The following is an 18946-nucleotide window of genomic DNA, read 5'->3' on the forward strand; positions in this document are numbered from 1 at the left end:
CGCGAGGGGCTGAAGGCGATGGGGGTGGCGGGACGACGAAAGGCTCGCGACTTGCGTCGCTCCTACGGCACGCCATCGGGCGGCGCGAGGTGCCTACGCCGCGCGGGCGTTGCCAGCCAGCAGGGCCGCAACGGCGGTCGGGTTGGAAGGGAACCAGAAATGCATGTAGGAGGCGGTAATCGAGCCGAGCCGATACACCGCCTCGCCCTCGCCGCCATCCGGCCGTTGCGCATGCAGCCAGGGCTCGAGCGGTGTCACGGTCTTCGAATAGTGGAAGGTGTGACCGGTGATACGCCCTTCGGGCAGGTCCGCCTGCTGCATGCCAAGCGCAGCCAGACGCTGCTGCATGATCGCCCGCCCCGGCAGCACGCCGGCAAAGGCGTGCTCGACGCCTGCCTTGTCCACTACAGCTTCGAGCAGGCTCATCATGCCACCGCACTCGGCAAGCAGCGCCCGTCCGGCCGCCACGTGGGCATGGAGGTCGGCGCGCAGGCGCACGTTGGCCGCCAGCGCCGCGCCATGCAGCTCGGGATAGCCACCGGGCAACCATACCGCGGCGCTGCCCGCCGGCAGCGTCTCGCCCGCGAGCGGGGAGAAGAACACCAGATCGGCACCCAGTGCGCGCAAGGTGTCAAGATTGGCCGGATAGATGAAGCCGTAGGCAGCGTCGCGAGCAATGGCGATGCGCCGCCCCGCCAGCAACGGCGGGGGGGCGGGCAGCGCCATTGGTGGAAAATTCACCGCGGGCGGCAGCGCGGCCGCGCCCGTCTGCTGCAGATGATCGGCAAGGCGGTCGAGGCGCTCGTCCAGGTCGGCAATCTCCGCCGCCTGCAGCAGGCCAAGGTGGCGCTCGGGCAGCGCAGCCTCGGCGTCGCGCATGACTGCGCCGAACCAGCGCATGCCCGCAGGCAGCGCCGCACGTAGCATGTCGGCATGGCGCGCGCTACCGACGTGGTTGGCAAGTACACCCGCAAAGGGCAGTCCCGGCTGATAGTGCGCCAGGCCGTGTGCGACGGCGCCGAAGGTCTGCGCCATCGCGCGTGCGTCGATCACGGCCATCACCGGGATCCCGAAACGGCGTGCAATGTCGGCGGCGGAAGGGGTGCCATCGTAGAGCCCCATCACGCCTTCGACCAGGATCAGGTCTGCCTCGCCGGCGGCAGCGTGCAGGCGCGCAGCAATGTCGGCCTCGCCGCACATGCCGAGGTCGATGTTATGCACCGGAGCCCCGCTCGCCACCGCATGGATCTGCGGGTCGAGGAAGTCCGGCCCGCACTTGAACACCCGCACCCGCCGTCCGAGCCGGGTGTGCATGCGCGCAAGCGCCGCGGTGATGGTGGTCTTGCCCTGGCCGGAGGCTGGTGCGGCAACGAGCAGCGCCGGGCAGGCACGCCCACCTGCAGCGCTCACGCTGCGCCCTTGCCGTGCACCACGGCGCAACCGGCATGCGGCAGCGGCGAGGACTTGGGCTGGTCCTGGGGTTCGAACCAGGCGAGCTTGGGGTACAGGCCGACCACGCTGCCGATCACCGTCAGCGAGGGCGGGCGCACACCTTCTTCCAGCACACGCTGCGCCAGTGTCGCGAGGTTACCCACCACCACGCGCTGGGCGTGCGTGGTACCGCGCTCAATGACCCCGGCCGGCGTCTCCGGCGGCAGGCCGTGGGCGACGAACTGCGCACAGATATCGGCCAACCGCGAAATGCCCATGTAGATCACCACAGTCTGATGCGGACGCGCCAGCATCGGCCAGTCGAGATCGACCTTGCCCTCTTTGAGGAAGCCGGTTGCGAACACCACGGACTGGGCGTGGTCGCGGTGAGTGAGCGGAATGCCCGCGTACGCGGCGACACCCGCCGCCGCGGTTACGCCGGGGATGACCTCGACCGGGATGCCCGCATCGACCAGCACCTCCATCTCCTCGCCCCCACGACCGAAGATGAAGGGGTCGCCGCCTTTCAGGCGCACGACACGCTTGCCTTGCTGCGCGAGCTCCAGCAGCAGCTGGTTGATCTCGTCCTGAGGCAGCGAGTGGTCGGCGGCCTTCTTGCCGACGTAGATACGCTCCGCCGCGGCAGGCGCGAGCTCGACGATGGCTGGGCTAACGAGGTTGTCGTACACGACGACATCCGCCCCGGCCACCAGACGCGCACCGCGCAGCGTGAACAGCTCCGGATCACCAGGGCCTGCCCCCACCAGATACACCCAGCCGGGCTGGGGACCGGGACGATGAACGGCAAGATCGGGAATAGTCATGTCAATTGCTCCATACCGGCCGCCGCCTTCACCCCTGCGGCGAGGTCAAATGCGTCCAGCTTCATGTCGATGACGCAGCCCGGCGTGCCAGGTCGCGTCCAGAGGGCGAGAGCGTACGTCCTTACGACGCGCAATGCACGCTCGGCCACAGGCTAAGGCGCCTTCTGTGGCGCGCATCCGGGCAGACGCGCTCGGCCTCTGCATCAGCTTCAACGGCTTCACTCGCCGGGGCACCTCAGTCCGGCAGGAACACCACCCGCCCTTCGTGCTCGATGCGGCGCAACGGGTGACCAAAAGCCTGGCCAAGCAGGTCGGCACGCAGCACAGTGTCGCGGTCCCCGGCAATCACTCCACCGCGGCCATCGAGCAGGATGATGTGGTCGGCATAGCGTGCAGCAAGGTTGATGTCGTGCAGCACCATCACGCTGCCGCGCCCCGTTCCAGGCTCGCGCACCAGGCGCTGGAACAGCTCGAGTGTGGCGATCTGGTGGTGCAGGTCGAGGTGGTTGAGCGGCTCGTCGAGCAGGAACAGCCGCGGCGCCTGCGTCAGCAGTGCGGCGATCGCCACGCGCTGGCGCTCGCCGCCCGACAGCGTATGCACCGCGCGCTGCTCGAAGCCCGCCAGCCCCACCTCGGCCAGCGTCCGGCGCGCGATCGCAACATCCTCCGCGCCCTCCCAGCCCCAGCGCCCGAGGTGCGGGTGGCGCCCCACCAGCACGGTCTCAAGCACACCGGCGGCGAAGGGGTCGGGCTGCTGCTGGGCGAGCAGACCGCGATAGCGCGCGGCCTCGAGTGCAGGCCACGCCGCATACGGCAGGCCGCCCAGGCGCACCTGCCCCACCGTGGGCTCGCGCAGGCCGGCGAGCGTATGCAACAGCGTGGTCTTGCCAGCGCCATTGGGCCCGAGCAGCACCAGGCACTCGCCCGCGGCCAGGCTCAGGCTGAACTCGCAACACAGCCAGCGCTCTCCCACCTGCAGTGCGAGGCGTTCGGCCTCGAGCAAGGGCGCGGCATCGACGGGCAGGCGGCGAGCAGCGTTCATGTGCTGCTGCGCGGACTGCGCGAAAGCAGGAACAGGAACACCGGCACGCCGATCATCGCAGTGAGCACGCCCACCGGCAGTTGCTGCGGCGCCAGCATGGTGCGCGCCGCGGTGTCGGCCAGGGTGAGCAGGGTGCCGCCCACCAGCGCCGCCGCGGGGATGAGCACGCGCTGGTCATTGCCGAGGACGAGCCGCACCAGGTGCGGCACGATGAGGCCAACGAAACCCACCGAGCCAACCAGCGTGACCGCGGTGGCGGTAAGCAGCGAGGCCAGCACGTAGAGCACGATGCGCAGCCGTTGCACGCGCACGCCGAGCGCACGCGCCGTAAGCTCGCCACGCGCGAGCACGTTCAGATCGCGCGCGAACGGCATCACCGCCAGCAGCGCCAGTACCAGCACGACCACTGCCGGCCACGGCCGCGCCGCCGCGCTGGCGTCGCCCATCATCCAGAACAGCATCGGCATCACCCGCGTATCCGATGCCAGCGCCAGCATCATCGACACCGCCGCGCCACAGCCGGCTGCGACGATGACGCCGGTGAGCAACAGCCGCGTCTGCGTCCAGCTGCCGTCGCCGTGCGCCAGGCCGAACACCACCAGCATCGCCGTGAGCGCACCGGCAAAGGCCATCGCATCGATCCAGAACGCCGCTGCCCCGAGCGTGATTGCTCCCAGCGCCCCCACCGCCGCCCCACCCGAGATGCCAAGGATGTAGGGGTCGGCAAGCGGGTTGCGCAGCAGCACCTGCATGAGCGCGCCCGCGGTGGCGAGGAGGCCGCCACTGACGAACGCCGCGACGGCGCGCGGGAGGCGGAGCTCGAGGATGATGGCGGCCTGCAGATGCTGCGCGCCACTCAAAGCGGCAGCAACATCTGCAAGCCCCATCGGAATCTCACCCGCCACCAGCGCTGCGAACAATGCGCCGCAGCCCAGCGCTGCAAGCGCGATCAGCGAAAGCACGTGCCGGCGACGACATGACATGGCCGGGCCCCCGAATGCGCGACTTCAGGACTCAGCGCGGCGCATAGCGCACACCGATGAACACGCCAGCACCCGGTGTTCCATAGCCACGCGCCGTCTCATACTGCTTGTCGAACACATTGTCTGCGCGCGCCTCGACTGACCAGTCGCGATCGATTGCATAGCGTGCGGTCAGGTTAACGAGTCCGTAGCCGCCGAGCCGGTTGGTTTCGAAGTTGGTGTCGTACCGCGACCCGACCAGCGCCCACTCCCCACCAAGCGTCCATGCCCCAATCGTTCGCGTGGCAGAGACATTCATCGACTGCTTGGCACGCCGCCCCAGCCGGAACCCGGTCGTGCGGTCCTTTGCATCGAGGAAGTCCGCGTTGGCTGCGAAGTCCCAACCATCGACGTTGAGCGCATAGGCGAGCGTGAGGCCACGGATCCTGGCCTTGTCTACGTTCGCGTAGCCGCCGCTCCAGCCGATCATGTCCTCGATCGTGTTGATGAAATAGGTCGCGGAAACCAGCTGGTTACCGCTTGCCCAGGTCAGCCCCAGTTCGCGATTAAGCGCATTTTCCGGCTTCAGGTCCGGATTGCCATAGGAGACGTTGTAGAGTTGGTCAAGGCTCGGACTCTTGAATGCCTTGCTGACGCCTGCGCTTGCACGCAAGTCGGGCGCAAGCTGATAGCCGTAGGACACCCCGCCGGTAAGCTTGTCCCCGTAGCGGCTATGGTCATCGTGGCGGACATTTGCCTGCCAGCTATGTGGCCCCAGATCGGCAGTCCAGCCCAGGCCAAGAGAGTCGATCTGCACATTTCCCTCGGCGAAGGTCTCGCGCGGGCGCGCCACCTGCTCGAAGCGTTCGACCACGACAAGTCCCGTCCCGATCGGCAGCGCGATGTCGTTCTGCCAACTCAAGGTCTCATTGGTGCTCTCCCGCCGGGTGATGCCCAAAGGATCCCAGGGCGCGGGCTCGCTGTAGTCCGCACGATCCTCGTCGGTGCGCCCATACGACAGGCGACTGGACCACGACGAGGTCAGGCGGTTACGGACGAATGCGTTGAATACCGAGGTCTTGAAGCTCGCACGGTCATCGAAGTTGCCGCTACCGCCAAAGCTGTCGTATTGCACCGTTCCCGACTGTTCAAGGAAGGAAACGCCCACTTCGTGCCCCTCGGCAGGATGGAAGGACAGCGCACCACCATAGCCCTCGTTGCGGTAACGATCGTCATCCGCATCGCGATTGCTGGCGCCCCTGCGGGACGAAAAGCCATCGGTGTTCAGCGAGTTGACGTGAAGGCGGAAGCGCCACCGCTCATCCCCGCCCGACACTGCCAGATCGCCCTGACGCGTATCCCGACTGCCAGCACCGGCATATCCGTCCAGGCGCAGCCCGGGCTCAGCCGTGCGGGTGATGATGTTGATCACTCCGCCAATGGCGTCCGCACCGTAGATCGCACTCGCGGCCCCACGGACGATCTCGATACGCTCTACGTTGTTGAGCGACAGGTACTGCAGCGACGAACCCGACAAGGCCGTGGAGTTGAACGGGACACCGTCGACCAGAATCTTGGTCTGATCCGGTTTCGTGCCCCGCAGGTAGAGGCTGACCGATGCGCCGGGACCACCATTGCGGGCAAACTGGACACCGGGCTGACGGCTAAGCAGATCGACGACGTTGGATGCCGCGGCGCGCTCGATCTGGGCGCGATCGATCACGGTGACGTCGGCGAGCAGTTCGTTGGCCTTGACCGGCTGACGCGTTGCGGTAACGACAACCGTCGGTGCAATGTGCTCCTGAGCGTAGACCGGCACGGCAAGGACTGCCGACGCCAGGCCGCCAATACAGAGGCCAAGTTGGGAATAACGCAGATTCATCGAAAAGACTCCCTGAGCTGCGCAATGCGTCCCCGCATGCGACAAGCCATCCAGCACATGGACGCACCGCGACCCAGGTAGAACCGAAGAGAGCAGAAAGAGAAACCACCACGCCCGTCGCCGCCACCCCGCGGCACATCCGCCATTTCGCGCTCCGGCCGGTCTCCGGGCTCGTGCGCTGTGCCGGCTGAGCCGGACGGATGGATCGCCTTCCCGGGTCGAGGACCCAGTGGCTGCATGACCCACCTTGCGCGCACTTACCGTTGCGGGGGCAGCACAGGCATTGCGGCCTCGTTTGCGAGGGGCCGCGCACCTGTTTCCCGTTTAACCCTGGGCGAGAAACGCCCGTGGGCACCGATAACGCGTTGCCCCTTCCGGGGCAGTCGGCGCGGATGATACCGTACGGGGCGGTATCGTGCACTGCAATAAGATACAGACGTTCCCTACACAAGGACCCGCCAGAACAATGACATGCGAACTGATCCTCGGTGGCGCCCGCTCCGGCAAGAGCCGCGAGGCCGAGCGCCGGGCGGCGGCGTCGGGGCTGGCGGTGACGGTGATCGCCACCGCCGAGGCGCTGGATGCGGAGATGGCTGCGCGCATCCGGCGCCACCAGGCCGACCGCCCCGCCGGCTGGCGCACGGTGGAGGCGCCGATTGCGCTCGCGGACACGCTGCGCGAGGCCTCCGCCCCCGGGCACTGCCTGGTGGTCGACTGCCTGACGCTGTGGCTGAGCAACCTGCTCACCGATGCCCACCACCTGCCCCCGGGCGCGAGCGCCGAAGACTTGCCTGCCTTCCGTCGCGAGCGCGACGCATTGCTGGCCGTGCTGCCGACCCTGCCGGGGCACATCATCCTCGTCGCCAACGAAGTCGGCCTGGGGCTGGTCCCCGAGACCGCGCTTGGCCGGTTCTTCCGCGACGAGGCTGGCCGACTCAACCAAGCGGTTGCGGCAGCGTGCCCACGCGTGGTGTTCGTCGCTGCGGGGCTGCCGCTGGTGCTCAAGGACGGCTAAACTCGCGCTCATTCCGTCTGCATCCGGCAGGCCCGCGACCCGGCATCCGTAAATCATGAACTTCCAGCTCTCCCAGCCCGACACCCTGCTCAGCGCCGCCATCCAGCACAAGATCGACCGCAAGACCAAGCCAGTGGGCGCGCTCGGGCGGCTCGAGGCGCTCGCGCTGCAGATCGCACTGGTGCAGCAGACGCCTGCCCCCGAGCTGCACCAACCGCACATCGTCGTCTTTGCCGGCGACCATGGCGCGGCACGCGCCGGGGTATCGGCCTACCCGCAGGACGTGACCTGGCAGATGGTGGAGAACTTCCTCGCCGGTGGGGCCGCGATCAACGTCTTCAGCCGCCAGATGGGGCTGGGGCTGAGCGTGGTCGACGCAGGCGTGAATCATGAGTTCGGCAAGCGCCCAGGCCTGATCGACGCCAAGATCGGCCCCGGAACGGCGAGCTACATCGACCGCCCGGCGATGACGCCGGCGCAGCGCGATGCCGCCCTCGAGCGTGGGCGCGGCATCGCCCATGCACTCGCCGGCAACGGCTGCAACTGCATCGGCTTCGGCGAAATGGGGATCGGCAACACCGCCTCGGCGTCCCTGATCACCCATTGCCTGGTGGGCGCCGACCACGACGCCGAGCTCTACAACGTCACCGGCCGCGGCACCGGGCTGGATGACGCCGGCCTTTTCCGCAAGCGCAGCCTGCTGGCGCAAGCGCTCGAGCGCGGCGGCCGGCCGAGCGATCCGCTGGCAGTGCTGGCCGAGTACGGTGGCTTTGAGATCGCGATGATGGCCGGCGCCATGCTCGGCGCGGCCGAAAAGCGCATGCTGCTGCTGATCGACGGCTTCATCGTCACCTCGGCATTGCTTGTCGCCTACGCCATCGATCCGCGCATCCTCGCCTACTGCGTGTTCGCCCACCGATCGCAGGAGCCGGGGCACCGCGTGCAGCTCGACTTCCTGCAGGTCGAGCCTCTGATGGAGCTCGACCTGCGCCTGGGCGAGGGCACTGGCGCAGCGCTCGCCTTCCCGCTGGTGCAGGCGGCGGTCAACTTCCTCAACGAAATGGCGAGCTTCGAGTCGGCTGGCGTCAGCGACCAGAGCTGAAGCCCGATGCGCACGCAGCTCGAACTGTTCTGCATCGCCCTCGGCTACTTCACCCGCATCCCGGTGCCGGGCTGGGTGGCGTGGGCACCGGAGCGCCTCACCCACGCCGCACGCTGGCTGCCGCTGGTGGGCTGGGTGGTGGGTGGCGCAGGTGCGGCAAGCCTGCTGCTGTTCGCCCAGTTCCTCCCGGCCAGCCTGGCGGTGATCCTGTCCATGGCAGTGACGATCCGCCTTACCGGCGCCTTCCACGAAGACGGCTTCGCCGACAGCTGCGACGGTCTCGGCGGCGGCTGGGACAAGGCGCAGATCCTGGCGATCATGAAGGACTCGCGCATCGGCAGCTATGGCGCCATCGGCCTGGTGCTGATGCTGCTCGCCAAGGCTGCGGCCCTGATCGAGCTGGCTAGCGCCAGCCCCGCTGCCGCTGCGATTGCCCTGTTCGTGGCCCACGCGCTGTCACGCCTGGCCGCCACGGCGGTGCTGCACGCCCTGCCCTACGCGCGCAGCGACGATGGCAGCAAGGCGGCTGCGGTGGTGCGCCGCCTCGGCCGCAACGACCTCGCCATCGCCGCCGCCTGTGGCCTGCTGCCCGCCCTGGTGCTGCTCGCACCGCTGCCGGCGCTGGCTGCGCTGAGCCTGGCGGCGCTCCTCACCGTATGGCTCGCCCGCCTCTGCCTGCGCCGTCTGGGCGGGCACACCGGCGACCTGCTCGGCGCCGTGCAGCAGGTGACCGAGCTTGCCTGCTATGTGGGCATCGTCACGACCACCCTCAGTCCAGCCCTACGCTGAGCCTTCCGGTGCAACTCCATCTCATCCGCCACCCCCGTCCCGCTGTCGCGCCCGGCATCTGCTATGGCCAGACCGACCTTGGCCTTGCCGAATGCCCGGCCACCGTCGCCGAGCGCCTGCGCCCGCTGCTGCCCGAAACCTTCGCCCTGCACACAAGCCCGCTCGCGCGCGCACGCCTGCTCGCCGAAGCGCTCGGCACGCCGCGCGAGGATGACCGCCTCAAGGAGATCCACTTCGGTGACTGGGAGGGCCGCAGCTTCGCCGACATCGGTAGCGCGATCGACGACTGGGCAGCGGACCCGCTCGGCTTTCGCGCACCGGGCGGCGAGTCGCCGCGCGAGATGGCGGCACGGGTACTGACGTGGCTGGAGGAGGTGACCGGAGCCGGAAATGGTGAAGATGGACTCGTCGTGGTGGCCCATGGCGGGCCGCTGCGCGCAATCGCCGGGCACCTGCTGGGCATGCCGCCCGAACGCTGGATCGGGCTCGACTTCGGCTGCGGGCAGGTGACGCGGATCGACGTCGAGCGTTGGGGGGTGGTGTTGAAGTGGTTCAACCGCTGAGGTCGCCCTGACATGCTCACCCTCTGGCTCATCACCGACAACAAGCCCGGCCACCGCAGCCAGCTGCAGGGGCTGGCGCAGGCGCTGGCTGCGCGCGTGGCGATCGACGCGCACTGGATCGAAGCACCGGCGGGTCGCAGCGCGTTGTGGCACTGGCTGAGCGGCCGCTTCCCAGCCGGCGCAGACCTGCCCGCCCCGGACCTGATCCTCGTCGCCGGCCACCGCACCCACCTCGCCGGCCTCGCCGCCCGGCGCGCACGCGGCGGCAAGCTGGTCGCGCTGATGCGGCCCAGCCTGCCGTTGGGCTGGTTCGATCTGTGCGTGATCCCGCAGCACGACAAGCCGCCCGCCCGCACCAATGTCCTCGCCACCCGCGGCGTGCTCAACACCGCCCGTCCCAGCGCCGAGCGCGAGGCCGACACGGGTCTGTTCCTGATTGGCGGTCCATCGAAACACCACGGCTGGAACACCCCCGGCCTGCTCACCCAGATCGACGCCATCCTCGCCGCCACGCCCGGTATGCGGTGGACCCTCACCACCTCGCGGCGCACGCCGGCCGAAACGGAAGCCGCCCTGCTCACCCTGCGCGAACGCGGGGTCGACGTGCGGCCGGTGGCCGACACCCCGCCCGGCTGGGCGATGGCGCAGGTGGCGCGCAGTGCCCAGTCCTGGGTGACGGAAGACAGCGTATCCATGGTGTACGAGAGCCTGACCGCCGGCGCCGCCACCGGCCTGCTCGCGGTGCCGCGGCTGGGCGAGACGCGAATCACGGCCGGGGTGGCGCAGCTGCAGCAGGAGGGTTTCGTTACGCCTTTCGCGGGCTGGCAGCGTGAGGGCCGGCTGCACACGCCGCCAACGCCTCTGCGCGAGGCCGACCGCGTCGCGGACGCGGTCCTGTCTCGATGGCCGCAATAGCGCGCGGCACGATCGCCTAGAATACGGACATCGTCGCAACCCGCCAGGGGCACCGCCATGGGTCTCGCACTGAAAGAGGAAAAGCACCACACCTACGCCGACTACCTCAAGTGGCCGGACGACGCGCGCTACGAGCTCATCGACGGCGAAGCTTTCCTGATGGCGCCCGCGCCGCTCATCGAGCATCAGGAAGTCGCGGGCGACGTCTATTACCAGCTTCGCAGCCAGCTCGACGGCCAGCCCTGCCGCCCCTACATCGCCCCGGTCGACGTCCGCCTGCCGCGCAAGGACGAGGCCGACGACGCCATCGACACCGTGGTCCAGCCCGACGTGCTGGTGGTGTGCGACCCGGCCAAGATCGACCGCCGCGGCATACGTGGTGCGCCCGACTGGCTGCTTGAGGTGCTCTCCCCCAGCACGGCCGCCCACGACCAGATCGCCAAACGCCGCACCTACGAGCGCGCCGGCGTGCGCGAATACTGGCTGGTCCATCCGGGCGACCGCACGCTGACGGTCTATGTGCTCGAAAACAGCCAGTACGGCCGTCCGGAGATCTACGAGCTGAAGGACGAAACCCCCATCGGCGTGCTGCCCGGCGTGTCGATCGCGTGGGATGCGCTCGTGGCCAGGCTGCCAAAGCCGGAATACTGAGGCCACGGACCCCCTCGGAAAGGAACCACGCGCCTTGATCGCATCTCATATGCGATACATAATCCGCACACAGCAAACGAGGAAGCCATGGCACAGAGTTCAATGCTCCACATCCGCGTCGACGACGACACCAAGACCCAGGCCACCGAGGCGCTGGCCGCCATGGGCCTGTCGATGTCGGACGCCGTGCGCATCTTCCTGAAGCGCGTCGTCAACGACCAGGCCTTTCCCCTCGAGCTCAAGGTCCCCAACGCCGAAACGCGCGCCGCCATGGAAGAGGCACGCGCCATGATGAAGGCGCGCCAGGCACGTTTCGAATCGACCGACGCCCTGTTCGATGCGCTCGAAAAAGCCCGCTAAAACCAAGCGGGCATCGCTGCCGCGCGCGGCAGATTTCAGCAAAGCCTTCCACAAGGACTGGGAACGACTCAGCCGCTCCGGCCGTTTCGACCTCAAGCGGCTCAAGGAGGTCATGCTGTTGCTCGTTGCCAACGACGCCCCGCTCGGCCCCGAGTGGTTCGACCACCCGCTCAAGGGCAACTGGGCCGATCACCGCGAATGCCACGTTGGCGGCGACTTCCTGCTCATCTACACCGCCGACGAAAAGCAGATCACCTTCGTCCGCACCGGCACGCACACGGACCTCTTCGAGGGTTGAAGCGTAAATGAAGCCCCTCAAGGTCCTGCAACTGCTCCCTGCGCTCGACAGCGGCGGCGTCGAGCGCGGCACGCTGGAGATCGCACGCGCGCTGGTCGCGGCCGGGCATGAATCAGTGGTGCTGTCCAAGGGCGGGCGGCTGGTCGAGCCGCTGCAGCGCGAGGGCTCGCGCCACATCATGCTCGACCTCGGGCGCAAATCGCCGACCACCTTCCTGCAGTACCGCGCGCTGCGCAGGCTTTTCGAGGTCGAGCATTTCGACATCGTGCATGCGCGCTCGCGCCTGCCCGCCTGGGTGGCCTGGCTCGCCTGGCGGGGCATGCCGGAAAGCGCCCGACCGCACTTCGTCACCACGGTGCACGGCATGCACTCGGTGAGCCGATACAGCGCCATCATGTGCGCTGGCGAGCGCGTGATCGCGGTCAGCGACACGGTGCGCGACTACATCCGCACGCATTACCCGCCGGCGCGCTGGCCGCATCTCACAGATGACCGCATCACGGTGATCCCGCGCGGCATCGACCCGGCGGAGTTTCCACGCGACTACCAGCCATCTTCAGAGTGGCTGGTGCGCTTCCACGCCGAGTTCCCCCGGATCGGCCAGCGCAAGGTGCTGACGCTGCCGGGGCGGCTCACGCGGCTGAAGGGACATCACGACTTCATCACCCTCACCGGCAAATTGGTCGCGGACGGACTGGACGTGGTCGGGCTGATCGTCGGCGGCGATGACCCGAAGCGGCCCGGCTACGCGAAGGAAATCCGCGAGCGCGTGCAGGCCGAAGGGCTGGGTGAGCGCATCGTGTTTACCGGGCATCGAAGCGACGTCCGCGAAATCTATGCGATCTCGGACTGCGTGCTGAGCCTGTCGAGCACACCGGAGTCGTTCGGGCGCACGGTGCTCGAGCCGCTGGCGATGGGGCGGCCGGTGGTGGGGTATGCGCACGGGGGGGTGGCGGAAATTCTGGCGGAGCTGTTTCCGCAGGGGGCGGTGGCGAAGGGGGACGTGGAGGGCGCTGCCCGCAGCATCAAACACGCACTTACCGGACTGAACGCCACGGTTGGCCCCAGTTACCGTTACCTGCTGGACGAAATGCAATCGGCGACCCTGTCGCTATACTCAAGCCTGACCGGATATCCAAGACAGCCCAGAGACAACAAAGGAAGCGACTGCTCGTGACCACTCGCCCAGACCCGGTGAACATCCTCTGCCTCAAATGGGGCACACGCTACGGCGCGCACTACGTCAATACCCTCTACCGTTCGGTTTCGAGAAACCTGGACCGCCCCTTTCTTTTCCACTGCTGCACCGACGACCCTACAGGCCTCGACCCCGCTATCCGCATTATCCCGTTTCCAGAAAATCCGGGCGTCAAGCGCGGCTGGCCCGACATCCTCGTCAAGCTCATGGTGCTTCAAGACGGCTTTGGCAACCTGCAGGGCCCAACCCTGTTCATGGATGTTGACCTAATCATCATGGGCAAGCTCGATTGTTTCTTCGACTACAAGCCGGGCGAGTACTGCATCATCCACAACTGGGTGAGCCGCCGCAAAGAGCTGCTCGGCCGTCGCCCTGCGGTGGGCAACTCGTCGGTTTTCCGCTTCGATGCGGGGAAATCTAACGAGGTGTATGAGACCTTTCTGCGCGAAATGGCGCACGCAGAAGACCGTCGTATATTCAACACTGAGCAAGCCTTCCTCACCCACGCAATGAAGAAGGTGAACTGGTGGCCCGAAGAGTGGGTGCAGAGCTACAAGTGGAACTGCCGCCCCATCTTCCCACTGAATCTGTTCGTCACTCCAAAAGTTGCGCCAGACTGCCGGATTCTGGTCTTTCATGGGCGACCTGACCCAGCAGAGGCGATCACTGGCTACTCCGACGGAAAGCCGCACCATTACATCCGAGCTGCCCCATGGCTGTCAAAGTACTGGAGTGAACAGGGATGAGCGCTGCATCGCGCCTTGCCGACGGCGTCTTGGTCATCAACCTCGACGAGCGCACCGATCGGTGGCAGAGCTTCCTGGATCAGGCCGCAGATCGACTACGCCCTCTGGTACCCACACGCTTGTCCGCAGTGAAGGGCGTCGCCCTTCCTGGCTTTGGAGAGAAACCCTTCTTCCACGGTCACAAGCGCGACAAGACCTGGGCGGGCCGCGCCGGCTGCGCGCTTTCGCACCGCTCAGCAATCGAGCATGCGTCGAGAAACAGCTGGAAAAGAGTACTTGTCCTCGAAGACGACATCCAGCTTGAGCCTGACTTCGACGACCTACTCACCCCAATTGAACAAGCCCTGGATACGCTCCAATGGGACATCTGCTATCTCGGCTACACAGACCCCATCGGACCATTCATGAAGCGCTTACAACTCCCAAAGCACTATGAGCTATGCGAAATCTATGGGTGTAATGCAGCACATGCCTATATCGTCAACGAAAGCGCCTACTCCACCCTACTGGCCAAACTTCCCACTGAGCGCACCATCTGGAAATGGCTTACCCGCAACCGCGCGATTGACCGCTGGTATGCACGCACCCTGTCCAAGACGCTGACTGTACTAGCTATCAGCACGTCAATCGTCACCCAGAGGGACGGCATCTCCGACATAACGGGGCGTAGTTACGAGAATCTCCATCTGATTGCCCTGCCGCAACCGGGATCCACCGCGCTATCCTATGCCATCGGACGCGCGCTGCGACGCAGTCTGTTCGCACTGGAGGGCATTTACGATGCAGGCCGCGGATGGGTCAAACGACGTCGCGGCTTTTGATAACCTGCAAGCGAGCACAGATTGCCAAAGATGGCGTTAACACCCTGCGCGGAAATCCGCATCAAGTTCCTCAGCAAGTACAAACCCGGCCACGACGGTGAAGGCTGGCTAAAAATGTTCCCTGGCAATTTTCAGCACTGGGGAAACTGCACGTTCATATTTGACCGCCACTGTCAGGAATACGATTGGCTGGTTGTATATGATGACCTGCCCTCAATCGCAGGCGAGCGGCACCCCTTATGGGAAGAGCGTCTCGCCTGCGACCCGCGCAACACACTGCTGATCACAACAGAGCCCTCTTCAATCAAGATCTACGGCAGAGCTTATCTCAAGCAATATCAGTGGATTCTGTCGTCACAGGAAAGCTGGGCCTTGGGCCATCACCCCGGTCAGATATTCGAGCAACCCGCGCTGATCTGGTTCTATGCAGACACGCCCCCTCGCTGCGATTACGACACACTCGTCAGTCACGTTCCGACAGAGAAAACCTTGGATGTCTCGACCGTCTGCTCGTCCAAGCGACAAGGCAACACCCTGCACCGAGCGCGCTACGACTTCACCCAGGCACTCAAGGCGAAGCTGCCCTCAATCGACATTTACGGCCACGGCGTAAGGCCGCTCATCGACAAAGCAGATGCACTTGACGACTACCGTTATCACCTCGCTATCGAGAATTTTTCTGGCCCCCATCACTGGACCGAAAAACTCGCGGATGCATTTCTTGGCGCCTGTCTGCCGTTCTACTACGGCTGCACGAACCTTCACGACTACTTCCCATCGGAGAGCTTTGTCCTTATCGATATAACCGACCCCGAGGGCACAGCCAAGCTCCTGGAGCAGGCGATCCGCGAAAATTGGTACGAGAAAAGGCTACCTGCCATCCTTGAGAGCAGAAATCTCGTTCTCGAAAAATATGGCACTATCGCAACCATTGCGAGACTCGTGAATGAGCACCATACACCTTCGAGATCAAGCCTCGTCTCACGCTCCGCAACGATCAAGAGCCGACGAAGAGTCAACAAGAATCCAATAAATGCCTTGCGGTACTTGATCGAAAAGCAGCTGAGTAGAGCAAGACTCTGATATGCAGCCCATGCCCAGTCGAGAACCGTGAGAACCGGCTGAGCTTACGCGGGCTCTGCCTCGACAGGCTCCCAGCCTTCGGCACGCTTCAGCGGCAGTCCGGATCGACTGGGCGCCCATACGCGGCGCTCCGAACCAGCCGCGCCCCCGAGCCAAGCAGCCCACCAACTGAAGGAGCTGTTCGCAATAATCGCATGACGGCAACGAGTCATCAGCCAAAGGTCCGTGAGTTCGTCACCACCGTCATAATCTTGGGGCTCATAGCTAGCACCACGGAAGTCGACATTATTGACGACCCACTCGATGTCGTCGCCAAAAATGACGAATACGGGATTGAGCAATTCAGCACAAGCCTTATCAACCGCCTTTTGATAGTAGCCCACATCCAATAGTGGGGAGTATCGATGTCTCCGGACATGGAGAAACACCGACTCGACGCCTCTGAAGCGTTCGCCACGCGCACGAACCGCGCTAGAATCAGGCGTCGGCGGGCAAAGCTCCTCGCGCAAACGGGAGGCGCAATCGGTAAAATAGGCTTCGTCTTGCCAGTACCCGAGAAGCGTCACACGCTTGGCTTTACACCCATGCTTCAGGAGCTCACCGGGTCGCGTATCACTCCGCTCTGCCACATAGAAGCGCCATTTCTTTGGAATAAACTTATTCAGCGCCCTGATCAACTTCGCACGAGGGTGCCGCAAATCTGGCGCCACTCTCCACGACTCCGGCATTAACGCTGCGTCGATCCCAAAACGATTCAGTCGATAGCTTCTACCGAAATCATCGGCCACGTATCCGCGAACTGCGTCCAGATACAAACTCCGACCCGTCTTCAGCGCCAGCGCCCTGGCTGTGGCGTAAATGAAAAGCTGATTACCCAGCCCTCCTTTCACGATAGCAATCAGCACACGATCCGTCATCGCAAGGCAACCCACCCGAACATTCCTGCTGCAAAGATCATCGAAACCTTCTCGGCCTACATGCCGCCAAGCGCATGGCGAAGCCGGTAAATCAAGCCACGCGGAAACGGTCGGAACGCCTTGTGAATCCGGACTACCACATCGGACTCGGATACAGGCCGGTAAAGGGCATCGGCCCAATGCGCGGCCCAGGCAAAGGGGTTGTACTCATCCAGCACCCGATTGCGCGCACCTGCGACTGCGGTCACCTCATCCGTTGTCTCAGGGGCATCCAGCAATCTCTCTATGCGAACCGCTGCCGACTCGAAATCGTCGCCGTCAATCGCGCAGAACGCTTCTTGCGCGAAGAACTCATCCAGATTCGGACACCCGAGATACACGGGAAATGCCCACCCCAGATAAGCATCGGCCAACTTCTCGGTCCAGTAGTTCGGCGCCTGAGTATTCTCGAGTACCAGATGGAATCGATAAGGCAGAATCGCGTCCATCTTGTCATCCACAGGTTGAAATCCCCTGCCGAAGTGAACAATCCGGTCGCCAAGGCGCTGCTTCAGAAAATCCAGCAAGGCCAAGCGGTGCCGTTGCCCGGGCGTGAAGTTGGCACTCGAGCATACGACCGCGATACGGTTGTCCTTTGCAGGGCGCGGCAAAGCCTTGAGATGGTCGTAGCCGAAGCGGTAAGTGCGTGTCTGCAAGTCGAGCCCAACATGCCAATTGAGCCCGGGCGCCCCCAGAATCAAGCCGGGATGGCGAGACATCGGGTGGGTGTCGAGTATGTGCCCGAACTGCTTATAGAAACCCTGCGCGTAGAGCTTCTTTTCCAGCGGCTCGCCCGCAATGAACAGCGTGTTCTGCGGTGCGCAGCGGAATTTGTCATAGGGCCTTGCGTTGGCCAGAACGACCGAAAAATCGGCCCGACCACCCGGCGGCGGGTTGAGCTCGAGCTTCCAACGCCCCCAGCGCATGCGGCCTCCCGGACTCAGCAAGTTCAGGCTGGCCGGGGCGATGTCCATATTCAGGCGCAGGACAAGATCTGCCCCGCGATCGGTCGATTCACTCATCGATACAGCTGCCCCAAGGCCGTGGTTTTGTGGCGTTGACAGGAGCGTGGGATAATCGCGGCCTGTCACACGTTCTCGGGCCGGATTGTAACGCACGCGCCAGCCCGCTTCCGCGCAAGCCAACCGTCACGCTCCCCTCCCCATGACCAAGACAGCCCTCATCACCGGCATCACGGGCCAGGACGGCTCCTACCTCGCCGAGTTCCTGCTCGCCAAAGGCTACGAAGTCCACGGCATCAAGCGCCGCGCCTCGAGCTTCAACACGCAGCGCATCGACCACATCTACCAGGATCCGCACACCCCCAACCCGCGCATGGTCCTGCACTACGGCGACCTCACCGACTCGTCCAACCTCACCCGCATCCTGCAGCAGGTGCAACCCGACGAGGTCTACAACCTCGGGGCGCAGTCGCACGTAGCGGTGAGCTTCGAGTCGCCCGAGTACACCGCCGACGTCGACGCCATGGGCACGCTGCGCCTGCTCGAGGCCATCCGTCTGCTCGGCCTGGACAAGAAGACGCGCTTCTACCAGGCCTCCACCTCCGAGCTCTACGGCCTGGTGCAGGAGATCCCGCAGAAGGAGACCACCCCCTTCTACCCGCGCAGCCCCTACGCGGTGGCCAAGCTCTACGCCTACTGGATCACGGTGAACTACCGCGAGGCCTACGGCATGTATGCCTGCAACGGCATCCTGTTCAACCACGAAAGCCCGCGCCGCGGCGAAACCTTCGTCACCCGCAAGATCACTCGCGGTCTCGCCAACATCGCACAGGGCCTGGAAGACTGCCTGTACATGGGCAACATGGACGCACTGCGCGACTGGGGCCATGCCAAGGACTACGTGCGCATGCAGTGGATGATGCTGCAGCAGGACCAACCGGAAGACTTCGTGATTGCCACCGGCGTGCAGTATTCGGTACGCGAGTTCATCCGCTGGTCGGCGGCGGAGCTGGGCATCACGCTGCGCTTCGAGGGCAAGGGCGTAGAAGAGCACGCGGTGGTCGAGCACATCGACGGCGAGGGGAGCGAACTGAGAGCCCCTGCGCTGAAGGTGGGCGACGTCATCGTGCGCGTCGATCCACGCTACTTCCGCCCCGCGGAGGTCGAGACCCTGCTCGGCGATCCCGCCAAGGCCAAGGAAAAGCTAGGGTGGACACCGGAGATCACCGTGCAGGAGATGTGCGCGGAAATGGTCGCCGAAGATCTCAAGGTGGCGCAGCGGCATGCGTTCCTGAAGGCGCATGGGCACGATGTGCCGGTGGCTGTTGAAAATTGATCGACTCGAA

At 65.2% G+C, this 18946-nt stretch carries 20 protein-coding genes and 1 riboswitch; of the genes, 13 read left to right on the forward strand and 7 right to left on the reverse strand.

What is annotated here, in order from left to right:
• Positions 1–93: 93 nt before the first annotated feature.
• The 5 genes from P7F68_RS13900 to P7F68_RS13920 form a co-directional block, all read right to left on the reverse strand.
• Positions 94–1410: a cobyrinic acid a,c-diamide synthase CobB gene (locus tag P7F68_RS13900; RefSeq protein WP_277833992.1), complete on the reverse strand. Its 1317-nt coding sequence runs from the start codon at positions 1408–1410 to the stop codon at positions 94–96.
• Positions 1407–2255, reverse strand: a complete 849-nt coding sequence (gene cobA, locus P7F68_RS13905; protein ID WP_002930826.1) for a uroporphyrinogen-III C-methyltransferase — start codon at positions 2253–2255, stop codon at positions 1407–1409. Before cobA ends, P7F68_RS13900 begins: the two co-directional genes overlap by 4 nt.
• 235 nt (positions 2256–2490) lie before the next feature.
• Positions 2491–3297 carry an ABC transporter ATP-binding protein gene (locus tag P7F68_RS13910; RefSeq protein ID WP_002942672.1) on the reverse strand — a complete coding sequence of 269 codons (807 nt, stop codon included), beginning with the start codon at positions 3295–3297 and terminating at the stop codon, positions 2491–2493.
• A complete protein-coding gene (locus tag P7F68_RS13915; RefSeq protein WP_002942667.1) occupies positions 3294–4280 on the reverse strand; it encodes a FecCD family ABC transporter permease in 987 nt (328 codons plus the stop codon). Before P7F68_RS13915 ends, P7F68_RS13910 begins: the two co-directional genes overlap by 4 nt.
• A 31-nt stretch (positions 4281–4311) precedes the next feature.
• Positions 4312–6141 carry a TonB-dependent receptor domain-containing protein gene (locus P7F68_RS13920; RefSeq protein ID WP_277833998.1) on the reverse strand — a complete coding sequence of 610 codons (1830 nt, stop codon included), beginning with the start codon at positions 6139–6141 and terminating at the stop codon, positions 4312–4314.
• Between the two features lie 140 nt (positions 6142–6281).
• Positions 6282–6515, reverse strand: a riboswitch (cobalamin riboswitch).
• A 92-nt stretch (positions 6516–6607) separates the two neighbouring features.
• Here P7F68_RS13920 and cobU point away from each other — a divergent pair.
• From cobU to P7F68_RS13980, 12 genes are all read left to right on the forward strand, one after another.
• On the forward strand, positions 6608–7156 hold the full coding sequence (gene cobU / locus P7F68_RS13925) for a bifunctional adenosylcobinamide kinase/adenosylcobinamide-phosphate guanylyltransferase (protein ID WP_277834000.1): 549 nt from the start codon (positions 6608–6610) through the stop codon (positions 7154–7156).
• A gap of 55 nt (positions 7157–7211) precedes the next feature.
• Complete coding sequence (cobT, locus tag P7F68_RS13930; RefSeq protein WP_002942661.1) at positions 7212–8258, forward strand: nicotinate-nucleotide--dimethylbenzimidazole phosphoribosyltransferase; 1047 nt, start codon at positions 7212–7214, stop codon at positions 8256–8258.
• 6 nt (positions 8259–8264) lie between these two features.
• Entirely contained in the window at positions 8265–9047 is a 783-nt protein-coding gene (locus P7F68_RS13935) for an adenosylcobinamide-GDP ribazoletransferase (RefSeq protein WP_002942652.1), read from the forward strand.
• An 8-nt stretch (positions 9048–9055) separates the two neighbouring features.
• Positions 9056–9610, forward strand: a complete 555-nt coding sequence (gene cobC / locus P7F68_RS13940; RefSeq protein ID WP_277834004.1) for an alpha-ribazole phosphatase family protein — start codon at positions 9056–9058, stop codon at positions 9608–9610.
• A 12-nt stretch (positions 9611–9622) separates the two neighbouring features.
• Positions 9623–10525: a mitochondrial fission ELM1 family protein gene (locus P7F68_RS13945; protein WP_277834005.1), complete on the forward strand. Its 903-nt coding sequence runs from the start codon at positions 9623–9625 to the stop codon at positions 10523–10525.
• A gap of 57 nt (positions 10526–10582) precedes the next feature.
• Positions 10583–11176, forward strand: coding sequence for a Uma2 family endonuclease (locus P7F68_RS13950; protein ID WP_277834007.1), 594 nt, complete (start codon positions 10583–10585; stop codon positions 11174–11176).
• An 87-nt stretch (positions 11177–11263) separates the two neighbouring features.
• Complete coding sequence (locus P7F68_RS13955) at positions 11264–11536, forward strand: type II toxin-antitoxin system RelB/DinJ family antitoxin (RefSeq protein ID WP_198291823.1); 273 nt, start codon at positions 11264–11266, stop codon at positions 11534–11536.
• Positions 11514–11834 (forward strand): type II toxin-antitoxin system YafQ family toxin, encoded by a 321-nt coding sequence (locus P7F68_RS13960; RefSeq protein ID WP_002942641.1) that lies wholly within the window; start codon positions 11514–11516, stop codon positions 11832–11834. Before P7F68_RS13955 ends, P7F68_RS13960 begins: the two co-directional genes overlap by 23 nt.
• 7 nt (positions 11835–11841) lie before the next feature.
• A complete protein-coding gene (locus P7F68_RS13965) occupies positions 11842–13011 on the forward strand; it encodes a glycosyltransferase family 4 protein (protein WP_002942639.1) in 1170 nt (389 codons plus the stop codon).
• On the forward strand, positions 13008–13778 hold the full coding sequence (locus P7F68_RS13970; RefSeq protein ID WP_277834013.1) for a hypothetical protein: 771 nt from the start codon (positions 13008–13010) through the stop codon (positions 13776–13778). Before P7F68_RS13965 ends, P7F68_RS13970 begins: the two co-directional genes overlap by 4 nt.
• Entirely contained in the window at positions 13775–14599 is an 825-nt protein-coding gene (locus P7F68_RS13975) for a glycosyltransferase family 25 protein (protein WP_002942635.1), read from the forward strand. The genes P7F68_RS13970 and P7F68_RS13975 overlap by 4 nt, the downstream gene beginning before the upstream one ends.
• 30 nt (positions 14600–14629) lie before the next feature.
• Positions 14630–15682, forward strand: a complete 1053-nt coding sequence (locus P7F68_RS13980; protein ID WP_277834015.1) for a glycosyltransferase family 10 domain-containing protein — start codon at positions 14630–14632, stop codon at positions 15680–15682.
• Between the two features lie 44 nt (positions 15683–15726).
• On the opposite strand, the gene P7F68_RS13985 is transcribed toward P7F68_RS13980, so the two are convergent.
• Together P7F68_RS13985 and P7F68_RS13990 are read right to left on the reverse strand one after the other, a co-directional pair.
• Positions 15727–16599 carry an alpha-1,2-fucosyltransferase gene (locus P7F68_RS13985; RefSeq protein ID WP_083491484.1) on the reverse strand — a complete coding sequence of 291 codons (873 nt, stop codon included), beginning with the start codon at positions 16597–16599 and terminating at the stop codon, positions 15727–15729.
• Positions 16600–16655: 56 nt separating this feature from the next.
• Positions 16656–17660, reverse strand: coding sequence for a glycosyltransferase family 10 domain-containing protein (locus P7F68_RS13990; RefSeq protein ID WP_277834019.1), 1005 nt, complete (start codon positions 17658–17660; stop codon positions 16656–16658).
• A 142-nt stretch (positions 17661–17802) separates the two neighbouring features.
• On the opposite strand from P7F68_RS13990, the gene gmd reads away from it, so the two are divergent.
• Positions 17803–18936 carry a GDP-mannose 4,6-dehydratase gene (gene gmd, locus P7F68_RS13995; protein ID WP_002942614.1) on the forward strand — a complete coding sequence of 378 codons (1134 nt, stop codon included), beginning with the start codon at positions 17803–17805 and terminating at the stop codon, positions 18934–18936.
• Positions 18937–18946 lie beyond the last annotated feature (10 nt).

The organism is Thauera mechernichensis, assembly GCF_029588855.1.
GTDB classification, from domain to species: Bacteria; Pseudomonadota; Gammaproteobacteria; order Burkholderiales; family Rhodocyclaceae; genus Thauera; species Thauera mechernichensis.